The organism is Veillonella parvula, from assembly GCF_032550495.1.
Classification (GTDB): Bacteria; Bacillota; Negativicutes; order Veillonellales; family Veillonellaceae; genus Veillonella; species Veillonella parvula_G.
This window is the reverse complement of the sequence record NZ_JAWFZJ010000001.1, coordinates 644968-662381: the sequence shown is the minus strand read 5'-3', so window position 1 is coordinate 662381 and position 17414 is coordinate 644968. Positions and strand designations below refer to the sequence as shown.

The 17414-nt window shown below is 37.7% G+C and carries 16 protein-coding genes; 14 read left to right on the top strand and 2 right to left on the bottom strand.

All coding sequences use genetic code 11. The features are described from left to right. Positions 1 to 4 precede the first annotated feature (4 nt). Entirely contained in the window at positions 5 to 1678 is a 1674-nt protein-coding gene (gene ade, locus E6X37_RS03295; RefSeq protein ID WP_174892308.1) for an adenine deaminase, read from the top strand. Between the two features lie 115 nt (positions 1679 to 1793). Here the strand turns inward: ade and E6X37_RS03290 are convergent, their stop codons facing one another. Together E6X37_RS03290 and rpsT are read right to left on the bottom strand one after the other, a co-directional pair. Next, a complete protein-coding gene (locus E6X37_RS03290) occupies positions 1794 to 3998 on the bottom strand; it encodes an RNA ligase (RefSeq protein ID WP_316689514.1) in 2205 nt (734 codons plus the stop codon). Positions 3999 to 4139: 141 nt separating this feature from the next. Further along, positions 4140 to 4400: a 30S ribosomal protein S20 gene (rpsT, locus tag E6X37_RS03285; RefSeq protein ID WP_004692998.1), complete on the bottom strand. Its 261-nt coding sequence runs from the start codon at positions 4398 to 4400 to the stop codon at positions 4140 to 4142. A gap of 267 nt (positions 4401 to 4667) precedes the next feature. On the opposite strand from rpsT, the gene polA reads away from it, so the two are divergent. The 13 genes from polA (at position 4668) to E6X37_RS03220 (ending at position 17403) form a co-directional block, all read left to right on the top strand. Then, positions 4668 to 7289: a DNA polymerase I gene (gene polA, locus E6X37_RS03280; protein WP_174892306.1), complete on the top strand. Its 2622-nt coding sequence runs from the start codon at positions 4668 to 4670 to the stop codon at positions 7287 to 7289. Between the two features lie 29 nt (positions 7290 to 7318). After that, a complete protein-coding gene (coaE, locus tag E6X37_RS03275) occupies positions 7319 to 7921 on the top strand; it encodes a dephospho-CoA kinase (protein ID WP_004693000.1) in 603 nt (200 codons plus the stop codon). A gap of 161 nt (positions 7922 to 8082) precedes the next feature. Continuing rightward, on the top strand, positions 8083 to 8637 hold the full coding sequence (locus E6X37_RS03270) for a lytic transglycosylase domain-containing protein (RefSeq protein WP_004693001.1): 555 nt from the start codon (positions 8083 to 8085) through the stop codon (positions 8635 to 8637). After that, positions 8621 to 9316, top strand: a complete 696-nt coding sequence (locus tag E6X37_RS03265; protein ID WP_004693002.1) for a hypothetical protein — start codon at positions 8621 to 8623, stop codon at positions 9314 to 9316. Before E6X37_RS03270 ends, E6X37_RS03265 begins: the two co-directional genes overlap by 17 nt. Positions 9317 to 9578: 262 nt before the next feature. Beyond that, a complete protein-coding gene (locus E6X37_RS03260; protein WP_004693003.1) occupies positions 9579 to 10037 on the top strand; it encodes a ribosome maturation factor RimP in 459 nt (152 codons plus the stop codon). A gap of 17 nt (positions 10038 to 10054) precedes the next feature. Further along, positions 10055 to 11131 carry a transcription termination factor NusA gene (nusA, locus tag E6X37_RS03255; RefSeq protein ID WP_004693004.1) on the top strand — a complete coding sequence of 359 codons (1077 nt, stop codon included), beginning with the start codon at positions 10055 to 10057 and terminating at the stop codon, positions 11129 to 11131. A gap of 2 nt (positions 11132 to 11133) precedes the next feature. After that, a complete protein-coding gene (gene rnpM / locus E6X37_RS03250) occupies positions 11134 to 11403 on the top strand; it encodes an RNase P modulator RnpM (protein ID WP_004693005.1) in 270 nt (89 codons plus the stop codon). Positions 11404 to 11415: 12 nt separating this feature from the next. Next, on the top strand, positions 11416 to 11721 hold the full coding sequence (locus E6X37_RS03245; protein ID WP_004693007.1) for a L7Ae/L30e/S12e/Gadd45 family ribosomal protein: 306 nt from the start codon (positions 11416 to 11418) through the stop codon (positions 11719 to 11721). A 15-nt stretch (positions 11722 to 11736) separates the two neighbouring features. Next, positions 11737 to 14199: a translation initiation factor IF-2 gene (infB, locus tag E6X37_RS03240; protein ID WP_004693008.1), complete on the top strand. Its 2463-nt coding sequence runs from the start codon at positions 11737 to 11739 to the stop codon at positions 14197 to 14199. Between the two features lie 9 nt (positions 14200 to 14208). Continuing rightward, positions 14209 to 14565: a 30S ribosome-binding factor RbfA gene (gene rbfA, locus E6X37_RS03235; RefSeq protein ID WP_004693011.1), complete on the top strand. Its 357-nt coding sequence runs from the start codon at positions 14209 to 14211 to the stop codon at positions 14563 to 14565. Positions 14566 to 14582: 17 nt separating this feature from the next. Beyond that, positions 14583 to 15524 carry a DHH family phosphoesterase gene (locus E6X37_RS03230; RefSeq protein ID WP_174892305.1) on the top strand — a complete coding sequence of 314 codons (942 nt, stop codon included), beginning with the start codon at positions 14583 to 14585 and terminating at the stop codon, positions 15522 to 15524. 2 nt (positions 15525 to 15526) lie between these two features. Then, positions 15527 to 16468: a tRNA pseudouridine synthase B gene (locus tag E6X37_RS03225; RefSeq protein ID WP_012864262.1), complete on the top strand. Its 942-nt coding sequence runs from the start codon at positions 15527 to 15529 to the stop codon at positions 16466 to 16468. Positions 16469 to 16470: 2 nt separating this feature from the next. Next, a complete protein-coding gene (locus E6X37_RS03220; RefSeq protein ID WP_021148068.1) occupies positions 16471 to 17403 on the top strand; it encodes a bifunctional riboflavin kinase/FAD synthetase in 933 nt (310 codons plus the stop codon). Positions 17404 to 17414 lie beyond the last annotated feature (11 nt).

The following is a 17414-nucleotide window of genomic DNA, read 5'->3' as shown; positions in this document are numbered from 1 at the left end:
TTATATGATACAATTTAATGCAAAAATTTCTCGACAGGCACAGGGGCTGGACAAGGCTTCTGTCGTATTGAAGGGGGCATCTGTTTTAAATGTATTCACCGATGAATGGGTGAAAGCAGATATTGCCGTTCATAATGATACGATTATAGGTGTTGGTACTTATAGTGGTGAAACAGAATATGATTATAGCGGTAAATATATAGTACCTGGCTTTATCGACAGTCATCTACATTTAGAGTCTACATTAGTAAATCCTAAGGAATTAGTCTTTGAAGCATCTCAAGTAGGGACTTTAGGCTTTATAGTAGATCCTCATGAAGCAGGCAATGTTGCAGGTATTGCAGGTGTTGAGTACATGATCAATGAAACTGCATCGGCTCAAGGTGATGTGTATGTTATGGCTCCATCCTGTGTGCCCGCTGTACCAGGTGAAGATAATGGCGCTATTCTAGATGGAGATATGTTACATAAGCTACAAGCTAATCCACGTATTTTAGGATTAGGTGAAGTCATGGACTGTTATAGTGTTATCAATAGTGATCCTTACATGATGAAAAAGTTAGATTACTTTAAAGATACAATTATGGATGGTCATATTATTGGACTTTCACTAGAGCAACTAGCAAGCTATCGTTTGGCAGGCATTACTACAAATCATGAATGTATTTCCTACGAAGAAGCAAAAGAGCAAGTTAAAAATGGCATCTATGTATGGATTCGTGAGGGCAGTGCGGCTCATAATCTAGACTCCATTGTGAAAGGGCTTGTAGAAGAACAAGGGAATACGGAACGTTATGGTTTCTGTACAGATGATAAACATATTGAGGATATTCGTTCAGAAGGCCATATCAGCTATAATATTCGTCGTTCTATTGAACTGGGACTGACACCAATCCAAGCTTATAAAATGGCCTCCACTCATCCGGCATCATGCTACGGTTTGAAACATTTAGGCGCTATTGCGCCCGGCTATAGTGCTAATCTTGTAATTCTTAATGATGAACAACGCGTAGATATTCACGAGGTGTTTTATAAAGGAAAACAGATTGAACGTGTTCTCGTAAGAGAAGAGAAGATTGTACCAGCTGAATTACTGCATACGATTAATATAGGTGCTTTCACAAAAGAAAAATTAGACGTTTTTGTTGAAGGTCCGCAAGCGATTATTAATATCGTGCCTGGGCAAATAGTTACACAAAAAACGGTTGAAAAGGTTCCTGTTGAAAATGAATTGTTTAAACCAAATGCTGAGTACAATAAAATAACTTGTATCGAGCGGTATAAAGCATCTGGTAGAAATGGTGTCGGTATTTTGAAAGGCTTCAATTTAAAAAATGGTGCTATTGCGTCATCCTTTGCACATGATTCACATAATCTGATTGTTGTTGGCGACAACGATGCAGATATGATGGTCGCTATTGAGCGTATTCGCGAAATTGGCGGCGGATATGTCATTGCTAGTGAAGGCAAAGTAGTAGAGGAACTAGCTCTTGAAGTAATGGGCTTAATCACAAATCGACCTCACGAAGAAGTAGATGCAAAAGTGGCTAAGATGAAAGATATTGCTTACGGTATGGGCGTGCCGAAAGGCCTAGATCCTTTTATTAATTTGAGTTTCCTTGCATTAACTGTAATTCCAGAAATTAGAATAACTACTACAGGTGTGATGGAGTTCTAGTATTAAGTTTGATGAAAAGTTAATATAAAAAGGGGCTGTAACAGAATGTGGTTTTACCACATTCTAGTTGCAGTCCCTTTTGCTTTTATCCTTAAAACAGGATGAGTTTATTTAATTATAGCAAGCCTTGATTTTCCATCATATCTTTAATATCAAGAATGGTAGATTTACATACTACATCATAATCTAATGAACCAAGGAAGTCTGCAAATTTAGTGTCATCTTCATTTTTACAGTTTCCATATGGAATTTTACCAAATTTTTGATATGGCTCTAGAATGCGATTTCGTTTGTGTTTCCACATATTGTAATAAGGACCTTTGAATTTAGTCATAAAACCATTGCTATCGACTAATACAAAGCCTTCAGATTCATGGAATGAATTCAGCTCCTCATTTATGATGGCTTGAAGCTCATCCATGGTAGAAACTTGTTGAACTGTTTTAACAATGGAAATCAAGTCAGTGTCATATTTTTGTAGGATTGTATAAAGTTCAGATAATTTTTCTCTAGAGAATGGGACATCTATATGTTTACCATTTACGTCTAGAGTATTTTGAATCATATCGAGCACATAGAGATGATCTTGGTCGTATTTAATGATATGAGTATCCTCTTGGCTGATGACTTCAAACATCATAGAGCAGCTATTACGTGCTAATAAATCTTTGATTTCTGCTTGTAAGCCTTCCGGTAATCTATGGAATAGGTTTTTAAATAAATCCACATGTATACCCTCTGTTGTAGATTTAGAGGCAAATACTAATTCTTCGTTGATAACGCCAAGAATGGTAAGGTAACCATTTTCTTTAGTTCTAATTTCAACTGGGAAGGAGAGAGTATTAGCTAGATTATCTAACTCTGTTTCTGGGCGCTCACCAAGATTAAAGAATTTATTATAACTACGTAATTTCACATCTCCTGTAATTCGATCCACAAATAATCCACGAGCTTGTACTGTACTTTCATTCCATAATCGTTTATGAAATACACGAGAGGTAAAGTTTAAGGAATATAGGTTAGGGAAACACTGTTTTACTTTTACTAATTTTGAATTGCCAATAATATTAATATCTTCATTTTGTGTGAAGATGACATGTTGTGTCATATTTTGGAATTCATGGCGCATATAATCTTTATCATATACATCATTTTTTATTCCATTTTTTGTGAAAGTATTAGCTGTGATATCAATGTATTTTAGTTCTCCACCAAACTCAACTTCTCCTTCCAAACAGAAGGAGTACTTTCCATCTGGAACGCCACGATGACCGTGAATTTGAATGAAGTCCTGACACATGTTTTGCTCGTAATTAGTATCATAGATATTAGCGATATTTGTTTCGTAAGCTCCAAACCCATTAATAAAGGTTGAGGTAGCTATGAAGGTCATGTTGGGCACATAGGAGATACCACCATGGGAAACTAAATATTTTTTGCCATGAAAGCTAAATGGATAACATTGACGAAGTGATTTATAAAAGAGTCGCAGTTCTCGTTGGAGTGATTCCACTTCTTTTTTCGTCATATCCTTTATGATAGGTGCTACCACATCTTTCATAAAGCGTTTGGAACGATTTAAATTTGTATGGAATGCAAAGTTTGCAATATGTCGTTCGTGATTGCCTTCTAACATAATTGTATTAGGCAATGTGCTGAGACGCATCATTTCGTACATCATTTCTTTGTTTTCAATACCGCGTTCTAAATAGTCACCGCAGAAGATGTATAATGTTTTTTCATCCCATGGTGTAATAGCTTGTTGTAATGCGGTGTAGCAACCGTGAATATCACCGATAACACGCACTCGATCATATCTATTTGTTAGATTAACCGTGAAGTAATTGTTGATTTCATCAATGGAGTTAATTTTTTTACAAAACTTTGGTAATGTACTTGTTTTAATCATTTTGTACATAGGATGAATGACTTGCTCTGGCACGCGTTTGTAATCGGCGCGAGCCGAATTACGGGCCAAGCAATCCTCCAAGGATGTATCTGGTTCATAGTAATATACAGTATATTTATATTTATTAAGCAATTCTTTGTAAGCATTAACAGCTTTAGATGTAGTGTGGGTAGCATCTAAGACGACAAAGTCGCCATTGCTCATTCGTTTTTCTAAACAATCTAGTAGGAGCTTCCATGCTGGACCATTATCCTCTTGTGAAATATACCAGCCGTTCTCACTAAGGGAAGGGCTACGTAAAAGCATACGGAAATGATCGGCTTCAAGGGTGTAAGCCTCAAGATTGTTGTCACGAATCCACTGAGACTTACCACTAGCAGGAGCACCACGCATTAATAATAGTGTTCTCATAGTAATAGTCCTCTAATCTGCCCATAGGGCGTAATAATATAACTGTATAACAAACGAAAAATATTTTATGATTAAATAGAAAAGGCCATAAAAAAACAGTCTCAACGGATCCCCGAGAGACTGTCTTGCTTGCTTTTAAAATTATAAAGCGTTTACTTTAGCTGCAAGGTTAGATTTTTTGCGAGCTGCAGTGTTTTTATGAAGTACACCTTTGGAGGCTGCTTTATCAATTACGCTAGTAGCATGAACAAGTGCTTGTTTTGCTTCTTCTACTGCGCCTGCTTGAACAGCTTCAACGGTTTTACGAGCTGCTGTACGAATTTGAGATTTTACAGCGGCGTTTTTCGCACGACGTTCAGCATCCGTTTTTACGCTTCTAATACTGGATTTAATGTTTGGCAATTGAGTCACCTCCTTAAAAATCGTTTCTTATACCTGAATGATTATATCATACCAAATATTGATACGCAAGGACTTTTCAGCCCAATATTTTCCTTAATGACATGATTTGTAAAACATTTTCTACTGTTTATTAACGAAAGCATATATGTGGTTTTTAAAATCAGATTACTTATTCATTTTCTAGTGGAACAATATATTAATTTTTATTTATAAAAGTTAAAAGGGTCCTTATGTTATAATGAAGAATAGAATTAAGTGAGGTGTATTATGAAAAAATTAATGATTATAGATGGCAGCAGTTTGTTATTCCGTGCATTTTTTGCATTACCACCATTAAAATCCGCTTTGGGAACACCAACCAATGCAGTATATGGTTTCTTAACAATGCTCATTAAATTGTATGAAGAAATTAATCCTGACTATATTGCTGTAGCTTTTGATAAAGGTCGTCAAACATTCCGTACTGAAATGTATAGTGAATACAAAGGAAATCGCCCAGATGCACCTGAGGATTTGCGTCCACAATTTAGTTTAATTCAAGATGTATTAAAAGCATTGGGCATTTGTGTCATCGAAGAAGAAGGCTTTGAAGGGGATGATATTCTTGGATCTTTAAGTAAAAAGTTTGGAGCCCCTGAAATGGCTGTCCAAATTATTACAGGTGACCGCGATAATTTACAGCTTGTAACAGAACATAGTCATGTGTTCTTAAATAAAAAAGGTATTTCTGATATGTTAGAAGTTACTCTAGATAATATGGAGGAGCTTTATGGTTATGGTCCTGATAAGGTTGTCGAAATGAAGGCGCTTATGGGTGACTCTTCCGATAATATTCCAGGTGTACCAGGCGTAGGTGAGAAAACAGCGCTTAAATTAATTACCGAATATGGCAATCTTGAAGCTGTATACGAACATATTGAAGATATTTCTGGTAAGAAATTAAAAGAGCGCCTTGTAGAGAATAAAGAGTTAGCCTTCTTATCTCGTGAATTAGCAACAATAAAAACAGATATGGAGTTATCTTATAAAGTGGAAGATTTTGTACAAAACTTCCATACCTCTGAAGTACAGCCTTTATTTGAAACTTTAGGCTTCACTAAATTAACACCTCGCATTGTTCAAGTAATGGGGGGCGAGGAAGCAGCTTTTGGAGATCCAGGCTCTTTATTTGCACCACAAGAGGAGATTTCCTTAGATGATTTAGCAGATGCTAAAGCATTAACAGCCGACTTCTATAAAGATAAGACGGTAGCAGTACATGTTATATTAGATGGAAAAACACCATTTAGAACGGTAACGAATACGTATCTATCTAATGGTGATACTATTGTAAAAACAGATGATACTAAAGCTGTTTTAGCCGTATTACAAGGTGCTAAATTCATCGTTACAACTCAAACTAAGGAGATTATTGAAGCCTTTGGTGCAGCTGTGCCAGCTGAGATCTCTTTGTTTAATGCTGATAAAACTGCTCGTGTTCACGATATGTCTCTCATTGCGTATTTATTAGATCCTACACGTACTAATTATGGATATCTATATCTAACTGAGCGCTTCTCTGTGCCTAGCATTGCTAGCGGTAGTATAGACGTAGAATGCGCGTCCATGGTGAAAGCATTACTCGCTATGAACGAAGCAGCTTGTGAATCTGCACGTCGTGAAGAGTTATGGTCTTTATATGAAACGATTGAGTTGCCTTTAATCCATACTTTAGTTGTGATGGAGAAGAATGGTATCTATATCGATACAGAGAAGTTGGCGGAAACAACGGCTCGCTTTAAAGAGGAACTAGCTCAAGTACAAGATGAGATTTATGAACTAGCTGGAGAAACTTTCAATATCAATTCACCTAAACAATTGGGTGTAATCTTGTTTGAAAAGATGAACTTGCCAATCATCAAGAAAACCAAAACTGGTTATTCTACAGATGCAGAAGTACTGGATATGCTTCGTCACGAAAGTCCGATTGTTGAAAAAATCTTGGCATACCGTTCTGTTGCTAAATTAGTATCTACCTATTGCGAAGGTTTGGCAGTTCTCATCAATGATAAAACTCGTCGTATTCATACGACTTTCAATCAAATGGTTACGGCTACAGGTCGACTTAGCTCATCTGATCCGAACTTGCAAAATATTCCTGTTCGTACCGAAAAAGGCCGTGAAATTCGTGCCTTATTCTATCCAGGTGCTGGATATGATACATTGGTGAGTGCTGATTACTCCCAAATTGAGTTGCGCATTTTAGCTCACTTATCTGGCGATGAAGCATTGATTAAAGCCTTCGTAGAAGGTAAGGATATTCATCGCTTTACAGCGGCAGAGGTACTTGGTAAAGCTCAAGATGATGTAACTAGTGAAGAACGTTCCCATGCGAAGGCTATTAACTTCGGTATTATTTACGGTATTTCTGACTTTGGGTTATCTCGTGACCTTGGTATTACACGTGGTGAAGCTAAAAACTATATTGATCTTTACTTTAGCCGTTATCCTAAGGTTAAAGAGTATATGGATCGAATGGTTCAAGAGGCTCATGAAACTGGCAAAGTTCGCACTATGTTTGGTCGTCAACGTGAGTTACCTGATATCAATAGTCGTAACTTTAACCGTCGTTCCTTTGCTGAGCGGACCGCAATGAATACGCCAATTCAAGGTACCGCCGCAGACATCATTAAGTTAGCTATGAATCAAGTGGAGCAAAAGTTAGAAGAACAAAACTTTACGTCTCGACTCTTATTACAAGTGCATGACGAACTAGTACTTGAAGTGGTGAACTCTGAATTAGAAGCTATAGAAGAGTTACTACGTAGTACAATGCAGTCTGTTGTAGAGTTACAAGTGCCTCTTATTGTAGACGTACACCATGCAGAAAACTGGGCATTAGTAAAGTAATATGTATTTATAATTAATAGAAGGTATATATGTTTAAAATTGGCTTAACTGGTGGCATCGCATCGGGCAAAAGTACAGTTCTTACATATTTTAAGGATAAAGGTATACCATATATCGATGCTGATATTGTGGCTCGTGAAGTTGTTGAGCCTGGTACAAAGGGTTTAGAAGCAGTTGTAGATGCATTTGGAACCGATGTATTGCGCGATGATGGGACATTAAACCGAGAAGCATTAGGAGCTATTGTCTTTCATAATGCAAAAAAGCGCCAACAATTGAATGGTTGTTTAAAGGAGCATATTCAAAATCGAATTATGGAACTTACAGCTCATTATGAGGAGCTACATACACCAGTTTTACTATATGATATCCCTTTACTTATCGAGGGAGAATGGTATACCATGATGGACGAGGTGTGGCTCGTATATGTGAATGAGTCGACTCAAATTGAGCGCTTAATGAGCCGCAATGGATTGACTGAGGAGGAGGCATTGGCTCGTATTAATAGTCAAATGTGTCTTGAGGATAAACGGTCTTACGCGGATGTAATTATTGACAATAATGGTACACCTTTAAATTTAAGGGAACAATTAGATAACATTTGGGATGAGCGCATCGAATCAGTTTTATAAGAACCTCAATGATAGTCATTTTATGTGTCAAAATTGGTATATAAAAATTACTATTAAATGGTATAATAAGCCCATAAAACTTCGTATAATATTAACCTAGTATTTTGTTATATTTTATATCTTGGTGACTATGTATAGTTTCTATATAGAAAGGGGGATATATGAAACGTGCAACGGCAACAGCACTATCTTGTGTCGTACTAGGATGGTTTTATTTTACATATCTAGATGACCATTTGGCGCGTCAGATTGCGTATCCCTTTAACTATAAAGAGGAAGTTATAGCTGCAGCTGAGAAAGAGCAGGTACCTCCATCTTTGGTAGCTAGTGTTATCTTAGCAGAAAGCAAGTATAAAAACACAGCGGAGTCTGAAACGGGGGCTCTTGGATTGATGCAACTCATGCCAGATACGGCTCGTTGGGTGGCACAGCAAGTGGGGCATGGTAACTATACAGATCGTCAACTTAAAGAGCCTACTATAAATATTGAGTTAGGTACATGGTATTTAGGTCACTTGTTAAAGGAATTTAATGGTGATCAGGTGTTAGCATTAGCTGCTTACAATGCTGGTCGTGGTCATGTGGAATCGTGGCTTCGTGAAAATAACTGGAATGGAATGGTCGATACGATTCCGTTCCCTGAGACCCGTAGCTATGTAAAGGCGGTCTTACAGTATCAAGAAAGATATGAGGCGTTATATGGAAACAATTATTGAAGCTTGTAAAGCCTTAGACTATTCTTGGTTACCTCAAACTGTTGACGGCTTTACGTTAGTTACATCTACTGAAAGTGACTATACAATATTAGCTAATCGTATTAGTGCTGGTGAAGACGTATTAAAGGTGCCTATTTTCCACTATCAAAATGAATTGGGGTGGCGTTGGTCTGCCTTATATGATAAAGAGGTAGAGGACTATACAGTACATATAGAAATGCCACTATTTTCCTTTGTGGACATTTCTTTTGTGCGAGCCGATTTAGAGTCTTTTTGGACAGGGCTACAAGAACGATGTGTAAAAGGGTTAACCAATATGTTAATAGAACCTGCTAATAATTTTACTTTTACTTATCGTCGCCGAGGGATTCCTGAATGGGACTTCTCACAAGTTATGCCTGAGGAGTTAGAAGGTTTTGTACGCGATATTGATCCAGCCCATGCGATTCGCATGATTAATGGGTCTTTTATCATCGGCGAATACCACAAGATGGATGAGTGTACAGGCTTACTATTGTATTATAATGAATTGCGTGATGAATACTTTGCGGAACTTCGCTATAAAAGCTATCCAGAAATCGACCATCATTTAGATGCAAAAAATCTAGATGATTTAGCAGTGCTATTGCGTGAGCATTTAGGTGCTATACTAAAAGGCTTGAATGAGCGCATTGATTAAAGTTTGGATAGATTTAACTATGCTATTTTTTGTCATTTTTTGTTTTTATAGAATGACTTATGTGGGATTGGTTTCTTTAATACCCATTCAAAAGCGTAGAATTTGTATATACACAGCAAATGTGATATACTATATATGACTTTTATATAATCTTTTAAAAGAGTGGGCTTATGTCCACTCTTTCATTTATGATTAGCTCAATTTTAGAGTATTTAGAATCAAGAGATATATACAAGATGTAGTAAGTAAGGAGGCGATGGCTATGAAAAGAGAAGCAGTGGAGGAGTTTGTATCCTCTGTAGTTGAAGGTATTATAGCCGGCACCGATATGGAACTCGTCGATGTAGACTATGTACGTGAACGGGATTGGTATTTACGTGTCTACCTTGATAAACCAGGTGGTGTAGATTTGGATGACTGTCAGTTGGTGAGCGAAAAATTAAGTGCTGTCCTCGACGAAAAGGATCCAATTACGGAAAATTATTTATTGGAGGTATCTTCTCCTGGCCTTGATCGAGTTCTAAAGAAAGATAAGGATTTAGTTCGGTATAATGGCCGTGATGTAGATATTCAGTTGTTTAAGCCTGTTAATGGCAGTAAACAATTTACTGGTGCATTACAAGGTTTTACGGACACATCTATCGACTTTACTATTAATGGTGAAAGCATAACATTTGAACGTTCTGCTATTGCACAAATTCGATTACATCTTGATTTTTAATATATGGAGGCATACGAGTGAGTCAAGAATTAATTCAAGCGGTAATGGTGCTTACAAAACAAAAAGGTTTTGCTCCTGAGGTTATTTTTGAATCCTTAGAGGCTGCATTACTGCAAGCATATCGCAAAGAACCAACATCTAATCCAGATGCGTACGTTGTGATTGACCGCGAAACAGGTGTTTATAAAGTAATGGCCAAAAAACAAGTTGTGGAAACTGTTGAATTGCCTGAAACAGAAATTAGCTTGTTGGATGCTCGCAAAAAAGATAAGCGTTTTGAGATTGGTGATGTAGTAGAAGTCGATGTAACTCCTGCTAACTTTGGTCGTAGTGCTGCCCATACTGCAAAACAAATGCTTATTCAACGTTTGAAAGAGGCTGAGCGCAGTGTAGTATATGAGGAATACTACAGTCGTGAAGGTGATATCATCACTGGTGTTATTACACGTGTCGAAGGTAAAAATGTGTTTATCGACCTTGGTAAAACAGAAGCAATTTTACCTCCAACAGAGCAAATTGCTACTGAAACATACCGTGAAGGGGATCGTATTAAATGCTATATCGTAGAGGTTAAGAAAACTACGAAAGGCCCTCAAATTATGATTTCTCGTACACATCCAGGTCTATTAAAACGTCTATTTGAATTAGAGGTTCCAGAAATCTTTGAAGGCGTAGTAGAGCTTAAGTCTGTAGCTCGTGAACCGGGGATGCGTTCTAAAATCGCCGTATATAGTCGTGATGAAAATATTGATCCTGTAGGTGCTTGCGTAGGTCCTAAAGGGCAACGTGTACAACATATTGTTGATGAATTACACGATGAAAAAATAGACATTGTTAAATGGGATGAAGATCCAGCAATTTATATTGCTAACTCCTTAAGCCCTGCGAAGGTTGTATCGGTAGATGTAAGCGAAGAAGAAAAAGCTTCTTATGTAGTCGTACCTGATTATCAATTATCTTTAGCTATTGGTAAGGCTGGTCAAAATGCTCGTTTAGCTGCTAAGTTGACTAACTGGAAAATTGATATTAAAAGCGAAACTCAAGCTGCTGAAGAACCTTTCACAGGTTTTGGCAATGCTGAGGATGGTGAATAGTCATGAAACCAAAATCCCAACCTATGCGTACTTGCGTAGGATGTGGTGAACCTAAGGCAAAACGAGAGTTGATTCGCGTAGCCTTGAGTCCAGACGGCAATATCACTATTGATCGCAGCGGTAAAGCACCAGGACGTGGAGCTTATTTATGTGAGTCTATGTCGTGTTTTGAGCAGGCTTATAAGGCAAAACGATTAGAACGATCATTAAAACATAGTGTATCTAAAGAGATATACGAAGCATTACAACGTGATTTACAAGAGAATGAGTAATCACTGATATACATGAATGAAGATAAAATTTTGAATCTCTTAGGCTTAGCACAACGAGCAGGAAAAGTTATTTCTGGTGATTTTATCGTAGAAAAAGCTATAAAGAGAAAGGAACCGAAATTGGTACTTCTCGCTGGTGACTGTGCAGCCAATAATGAAAAGAAATATACTCAATTAGCAGAAACCCATCACATTCCACTTCACAGTATTGCCAATAAAGAGGCTTTAGGAACGGCCATTGGTAAGGAAGTTAGGGTAGTAGTTGCCGTACTAGATGATGGATTTGCAAAGGCATTACTTAAAGAGATTGATCGATAATAAGGGGGTATGTAGATGTCCAAAAAGCGCGTTCATGAAATCGCCAAAGAGTTCGGCGTAGAAAGTAAGCAGGTCATTTCTATCTTGCAACAAAATAATATCAATGTTACGAAAGCAGTTAATTCTGTAGATGATTCAGGTTATGAAATTGTAAAAAAACAATTAGGTAAAAAATCTGAAGCTCCTAAAGTAGCACAAAAAATAGAAAAAAAGGTAGAACAAAAGTCTGCTCCTGCAGCTCATAAACAAGAAGTTGCGTCACATAAACAACATCCAAATCGTTCTAACGAACAGAAAAAAGATAAACATAAACAATCTGGTCAAAAACAAGACGATCAATCTAAACAAAAGGACCATAAAAAAGGCAATGTACGTCATGTACAAATCTCTGAGCCTACACGCAAATCCGATGGTAACCAACATGGTGGAGACCGCGCTAACAATCGCCCTAATAATACCCGCAATAATGATAACCGTAATAACGTTCGTTCTAATGATGCGCGTAATAATGATAATCGCAACAACGATAATCGTAATAACGACAACCGCAATAACGATAACCGCAATTCTAATAATGATCGCCGTAACAAGAAAAATAAAAAAGGTGGCAATAACCGCCCTCAATCCTTGTTATCTACATCTATGCAAAAAAAGAAGAATCGCGTAAAACATCGTAACGAGCAGTACTTACAGCAAAAAGCAGAAGCTGAACGTAAAGCTGAAGCAGCAATTGCTACAGAAATTGAATTGAGCGGTCCTTTAACTGTTAAAGAATTAGCTGAAAAAATGGGTCGTGAAGTATCTGAAATCATCAAGAAATTGATGCTTTTAGGTGTTATGGCCAGCATTAACCAAGAGGTTGATGTAGATACAGCTACTATTGTAGCTGAAGAGTTCGGTGTAACTGTAACTGAAGTAGAACCAGAAGAAGATCCTACAGATGTTATCGAAATTGAAGATGCACCAGAAACGTTAAAACCACGTCCTCCTGTAGTAACTATTATGGGTCACGTTGACCATGGTAAAACATCTTTGTTGGACGTAATTCGTCAAACTAATGTAACAGCTGGCGAAGCTGGTGGTATCACTCAACATATCGGTGCGTACCAAGTTCGCTACAAGGATAATAAAATCACATTCCTTGACACACCTGGTCATGAAGCGTTTACTGCTATGCGTTTACGTGGTGCAAAATCTACAGATATCGCAGTTCTCGTAGTAGCTGCTGACGATGGAGTAATGCCACAAACTATCGAGGCCATTAATCATGCGAAGTCTGCAGATGTACCTATTATTGTAGCCATCAACAAAATGGATAAACCAGGTGCTAACCCAGACCATGTTAAACAACAATTGTCTGAACATGGTCTTTTACCAGAAGAATGGGGTGGCGATGTCATCATGGTTCCTGTATCTGCTAAACAAAAACAAGGTATTGATGACTTACTTGAAAATATTTTGCTTGTAGCAGAGGTTATGGAATTGAAAGCGAACCCTAACCGTAAGGCATATGGCGTAGTTATCGAGGCTCAACTTGATAAAGGTCGTGGTGCTGTATGTACTGTCTTGGTACAAAAAGGTTCTCTTCGTGTAGGTGATACAGTACTTGCTGGTACTGCATACGGTAAAGTACGTGCCATGACAAATGAGCGCGGTGAAAAAGTAAAAGTTGCTCGTCCGTCTATGCCGGTAGAAATTTTGGGCTTCTCCGAAGTTCCACAAGCCGGTGAAATTATAAATGGTATGGATGACAACGAAGCACGTGCAATTGCTGAAAAACGTATTGCTAAGCAACGGGTTCAAGAATTGCAAGCTACACATAAAGTTACATTAGATGATATTTTCAACCAAATTCAACAAGGCGAGTTGAAGGATCTTAATATTATCATCAAAGCCGATGTTCAAGGTTCTGTAGAAGCATTGCGTCAATCTTTAGAAGGCATCAAAAACCCTGAGGTTCGTATTGTTATTGTTCATGCTGCAGTAGGTGCCATTAATGAATCGGATATCATGTTGGCATCTGCATCTAATGCGATTGTAATGGGCTTTAATGTACGCCCTGATGCTAATGTTCGACGTGCAGCGGAACAAGAAAAGGTTGACTTGCGTACATATCGTGTAATTTATGATGCTATCAATGACGTTGAATCTGCTATGCGCGGTATGTTGGCGCCTCAATTTAAAGAGGTTGTCGTAGGTCGTGCAGAAGTGCGTCAGGTTATTTCCACACCAAAGGCTATTGTAGCTGGCTCTTATGTAACAGAAGGTCGTATTACTAACGACTCTGAAGTTCGTTTAATTCGTGACGGCATCGTTGTATTTGAAGGTAAGGTTGATTCTTTACGTCGATTTAAAGATGAAGTTAAGGAAGTTAAAACATCCTTTGAATGTGGTATCTCCTTAGAAGGATACCGCGACATCAAGGAAGGCGACGTTATTGAAGCTTACTTGATGGAAGAAATTGCACCTCAATTATAGGAGGTTTATATGAGTGATGTTCGTGTCAGAAAATTACAAGAATTTATCAAACAAGAGGTAAGTCAAATGTTGATGCGCGGATTGAAAGATCCGCGTATCGGCTTCACTACTATTACCGATGTTCATGTAACAGGTGATTTACGTGAAGCTACGATTTATGTCTCCTTGTTTGGTTCCGATAAGGAAAAAGAAGATACCCTTATCGCATTAAAGCATGCAGCAGGTCATATTCGTACAGAGCTTGGTAAAGTACTTAAATTACGCCATATTCCTTCCATCACCTTTGATAAGGATACGTCTTTAGACTATAGCATGCATATTGAATCCCTTTTGAATGAAATCAAAAAGGATGAAGAAATAAATTAACAAAAAGGATACAGAACATGAGTAAGATTACTATTAATCAATTACATATGGCTCTGTGTGAAGCTAATTCTATTATGCTAACCGTCCATATTAGACCTGATGGTGATGCTATTGGGTCCATGGTAGCCTTTTACGAAGCCCTTGTAGGACAAGGTAAAACTGTATATATGGTAGTGGATGATGTAGTTCCTGAGAAGTACACATTCTTACGATATACGGACCACATTCATGATGTAGCGTATTTTGAAACTAATCCAGTTGATATTGATATGCTTATGGTTTTGGATGCTAGCACGTATGAGCGAATTGGCAAAGTAGGTGCACTTTGGAGTGCACCTATTTTTAATATAGATCACCATATTTCTAATACAGAATTCGCGGACCATCTATATTTAAAGCCTGACTTTGCTGCTACTGGTGAAATTGTTACCGACTTATGTACAAAATGGAATTGGCCTATCACTGAGTCTATGGGTATCGCGTTATATATGGCGATAGCTACGGACTGCGGTTTCTTTAAGTTTAGTAATACTACGGCGAATACCCTTGAGATGGCTGCTAAATGTGTAGCTGCAGGGGCTAGACCAAATGTTATTTCTGAAACCATTGAAGCCGTATCTGCCAGTCGCTTAGAATTAACAAAACAAGTTATGCAAACTATCGAGTTTCATAAAAATAATACAGTGGCCACTATCGAGCTAAATCGTGATACCATGAATATTCTTGGCGATGATACAGATGGTTTTGTAGACATTATTAGAAATGTTGATACTGTAGATGTGGCAATTTTATTAAAAGCAGAAGCTGATAATAGAACACGTGTAAGTTTACGTTCTAAAGGTATTGATGTGAACGCTGTAGCAAGCCATTTTGGTGGAGGTGGTCACATTCGTGCTGCTGGGTGTACTATTAATTTGCCGTTACAAGAAGCAAAACAGGCTCTCATTGAGGTGATTTAATAATGGATGGCATTTTACCATTTTTAAAACCTCCTGGTATTACGAGTCATGATGCCGTTGCTATTTGTCGTCGTATTTTAAAAGAAAAGCGCATTGGTCATAGTGGTACATTAGATCCTATGGCTTATGGTGTATTGCCTGTATTTCTTGGCAAGGCTACTCGCCTTATAGAATACACCGAGGATTTTGATAAAACTTATGTAGCAGAATGTAAATTGGGTACTTTTACAGATACTGAAGATAGCTCAGGACAAACTGTATTGCCAGATACTAATATGGTATTGCGTGATGGCGTTGTATTGAATCAAGCTATTCAATCTACAGAGATCTCAGCAACTATGGTTAAACCAAGCTTTGAAGAACTGGTTAGTATCTTGAAAAAATTTGCAGGTATTCAGGACCAAAGACCGTCTAAGTATTCAGCTATTAAAGTAAACGGCATTCGAGCTTATGAATATGCCCGTAAAGGTATTCCTGTGGAGCTACCATTACGCCAAATTCATATTAAAAATATTGAGCTCATTGCTTATGGATTCCCTTTTTTCACGGTTCGCGTGACATGCACAGGGGGGACTTATATTCGCTCATTATTACGCGATATTTGTATTGCTTTAGGTATTCCTGGCACTATGACTTCTTTGGCACGTACTCAAGTAGGGCCTTTTGACATCGGTTCCGCTAAGATGGCTGAAGAGATAATGCTACATGGTAAAAGCCTTTTGTTACCAACGGATGCGGCGGTTTCTCATCTTTCAAAAGTGACTGTAAATAGTGTACAATTAAGGATGATGGTGCAAGGGAAGGAATTACCTATTGAAAGGGAATTTTCTTTTACCGAGCCAGATAATTTTTATAGAGCCTATGGACCTCTTGGTTTCATAGGTATTATGAGACGAACAAACCACTCATTAAAGGTGGAAAAAAATATTTTTATTGAAGGATAAGTATGAAGCAAATACATTCGTTTGATGAACTACGCCAAATCAAAGATACAAAAGTATATGCCCTTGGTACCTTTGATGGCATTCATCGAGGTCATCAACGAGTTATACGTAAGGCTGTTGAAGAGGCTACATCAGTCAATGGCGTAAGTATTATCATTACCTTTGAACATCATCCGTTGACTATATTACATCCAGAACGAGTACCTAAACGGGTGATTCAAGAAGAGATTATGGATACTGTGCTAGAAGAGCTCAAAGTTGACTATATTTTACGATTACCTATGACTGAAGCATTATTAAAAATGACTGCAGATGAATTCTTACATGATCTCTGCAATGATATGAATGTGGAAGCTATTGTAATTGGTGAAAACTTTACATTTGGTGCAAAGGGGCTTGGCAATCCAGAATATATGAAAAAAGTGGTAGCGGATAAGAATATACGAGTTCTTGTACAGCCTTTACTGCCATGTGATGGTCGTAGTACACCTATTTCTAGTACAGAAATTAGAAAGGCTATTCATGAGGGACGTTTGGAGGATGCAAATCATTGGCTAGGTAGGCCATTCCAGTTTAAAGGAACTGTGATTAAAGGTGATCAACGGGGACGCACATTAGGATTTCCAACATTAAATCTATTACTTCCTAATGAAATGGCTACACCTCCAGATGGAGTCTATGCTAATCGTGTATGTATTGGTGGTATTTGGTATGATGGGGTAGGCAATATTGGAGATAATCCAACCTTTAGAAATCAGTACCATAGATGTGAAGTACACGTTTTTAACTTTGACCAGGATATATATGGAAAAGAAGTGATTGTACAGTTCATTTCTTATATTAGAGGAGAAGTTAAATTTAATAACTTACAAGACCTTATCGATCAAATGAAGGTAGATGAAGAACAGGCTCTAGCTATTTTAGCTAATGCATAAAAAGGGGGTTC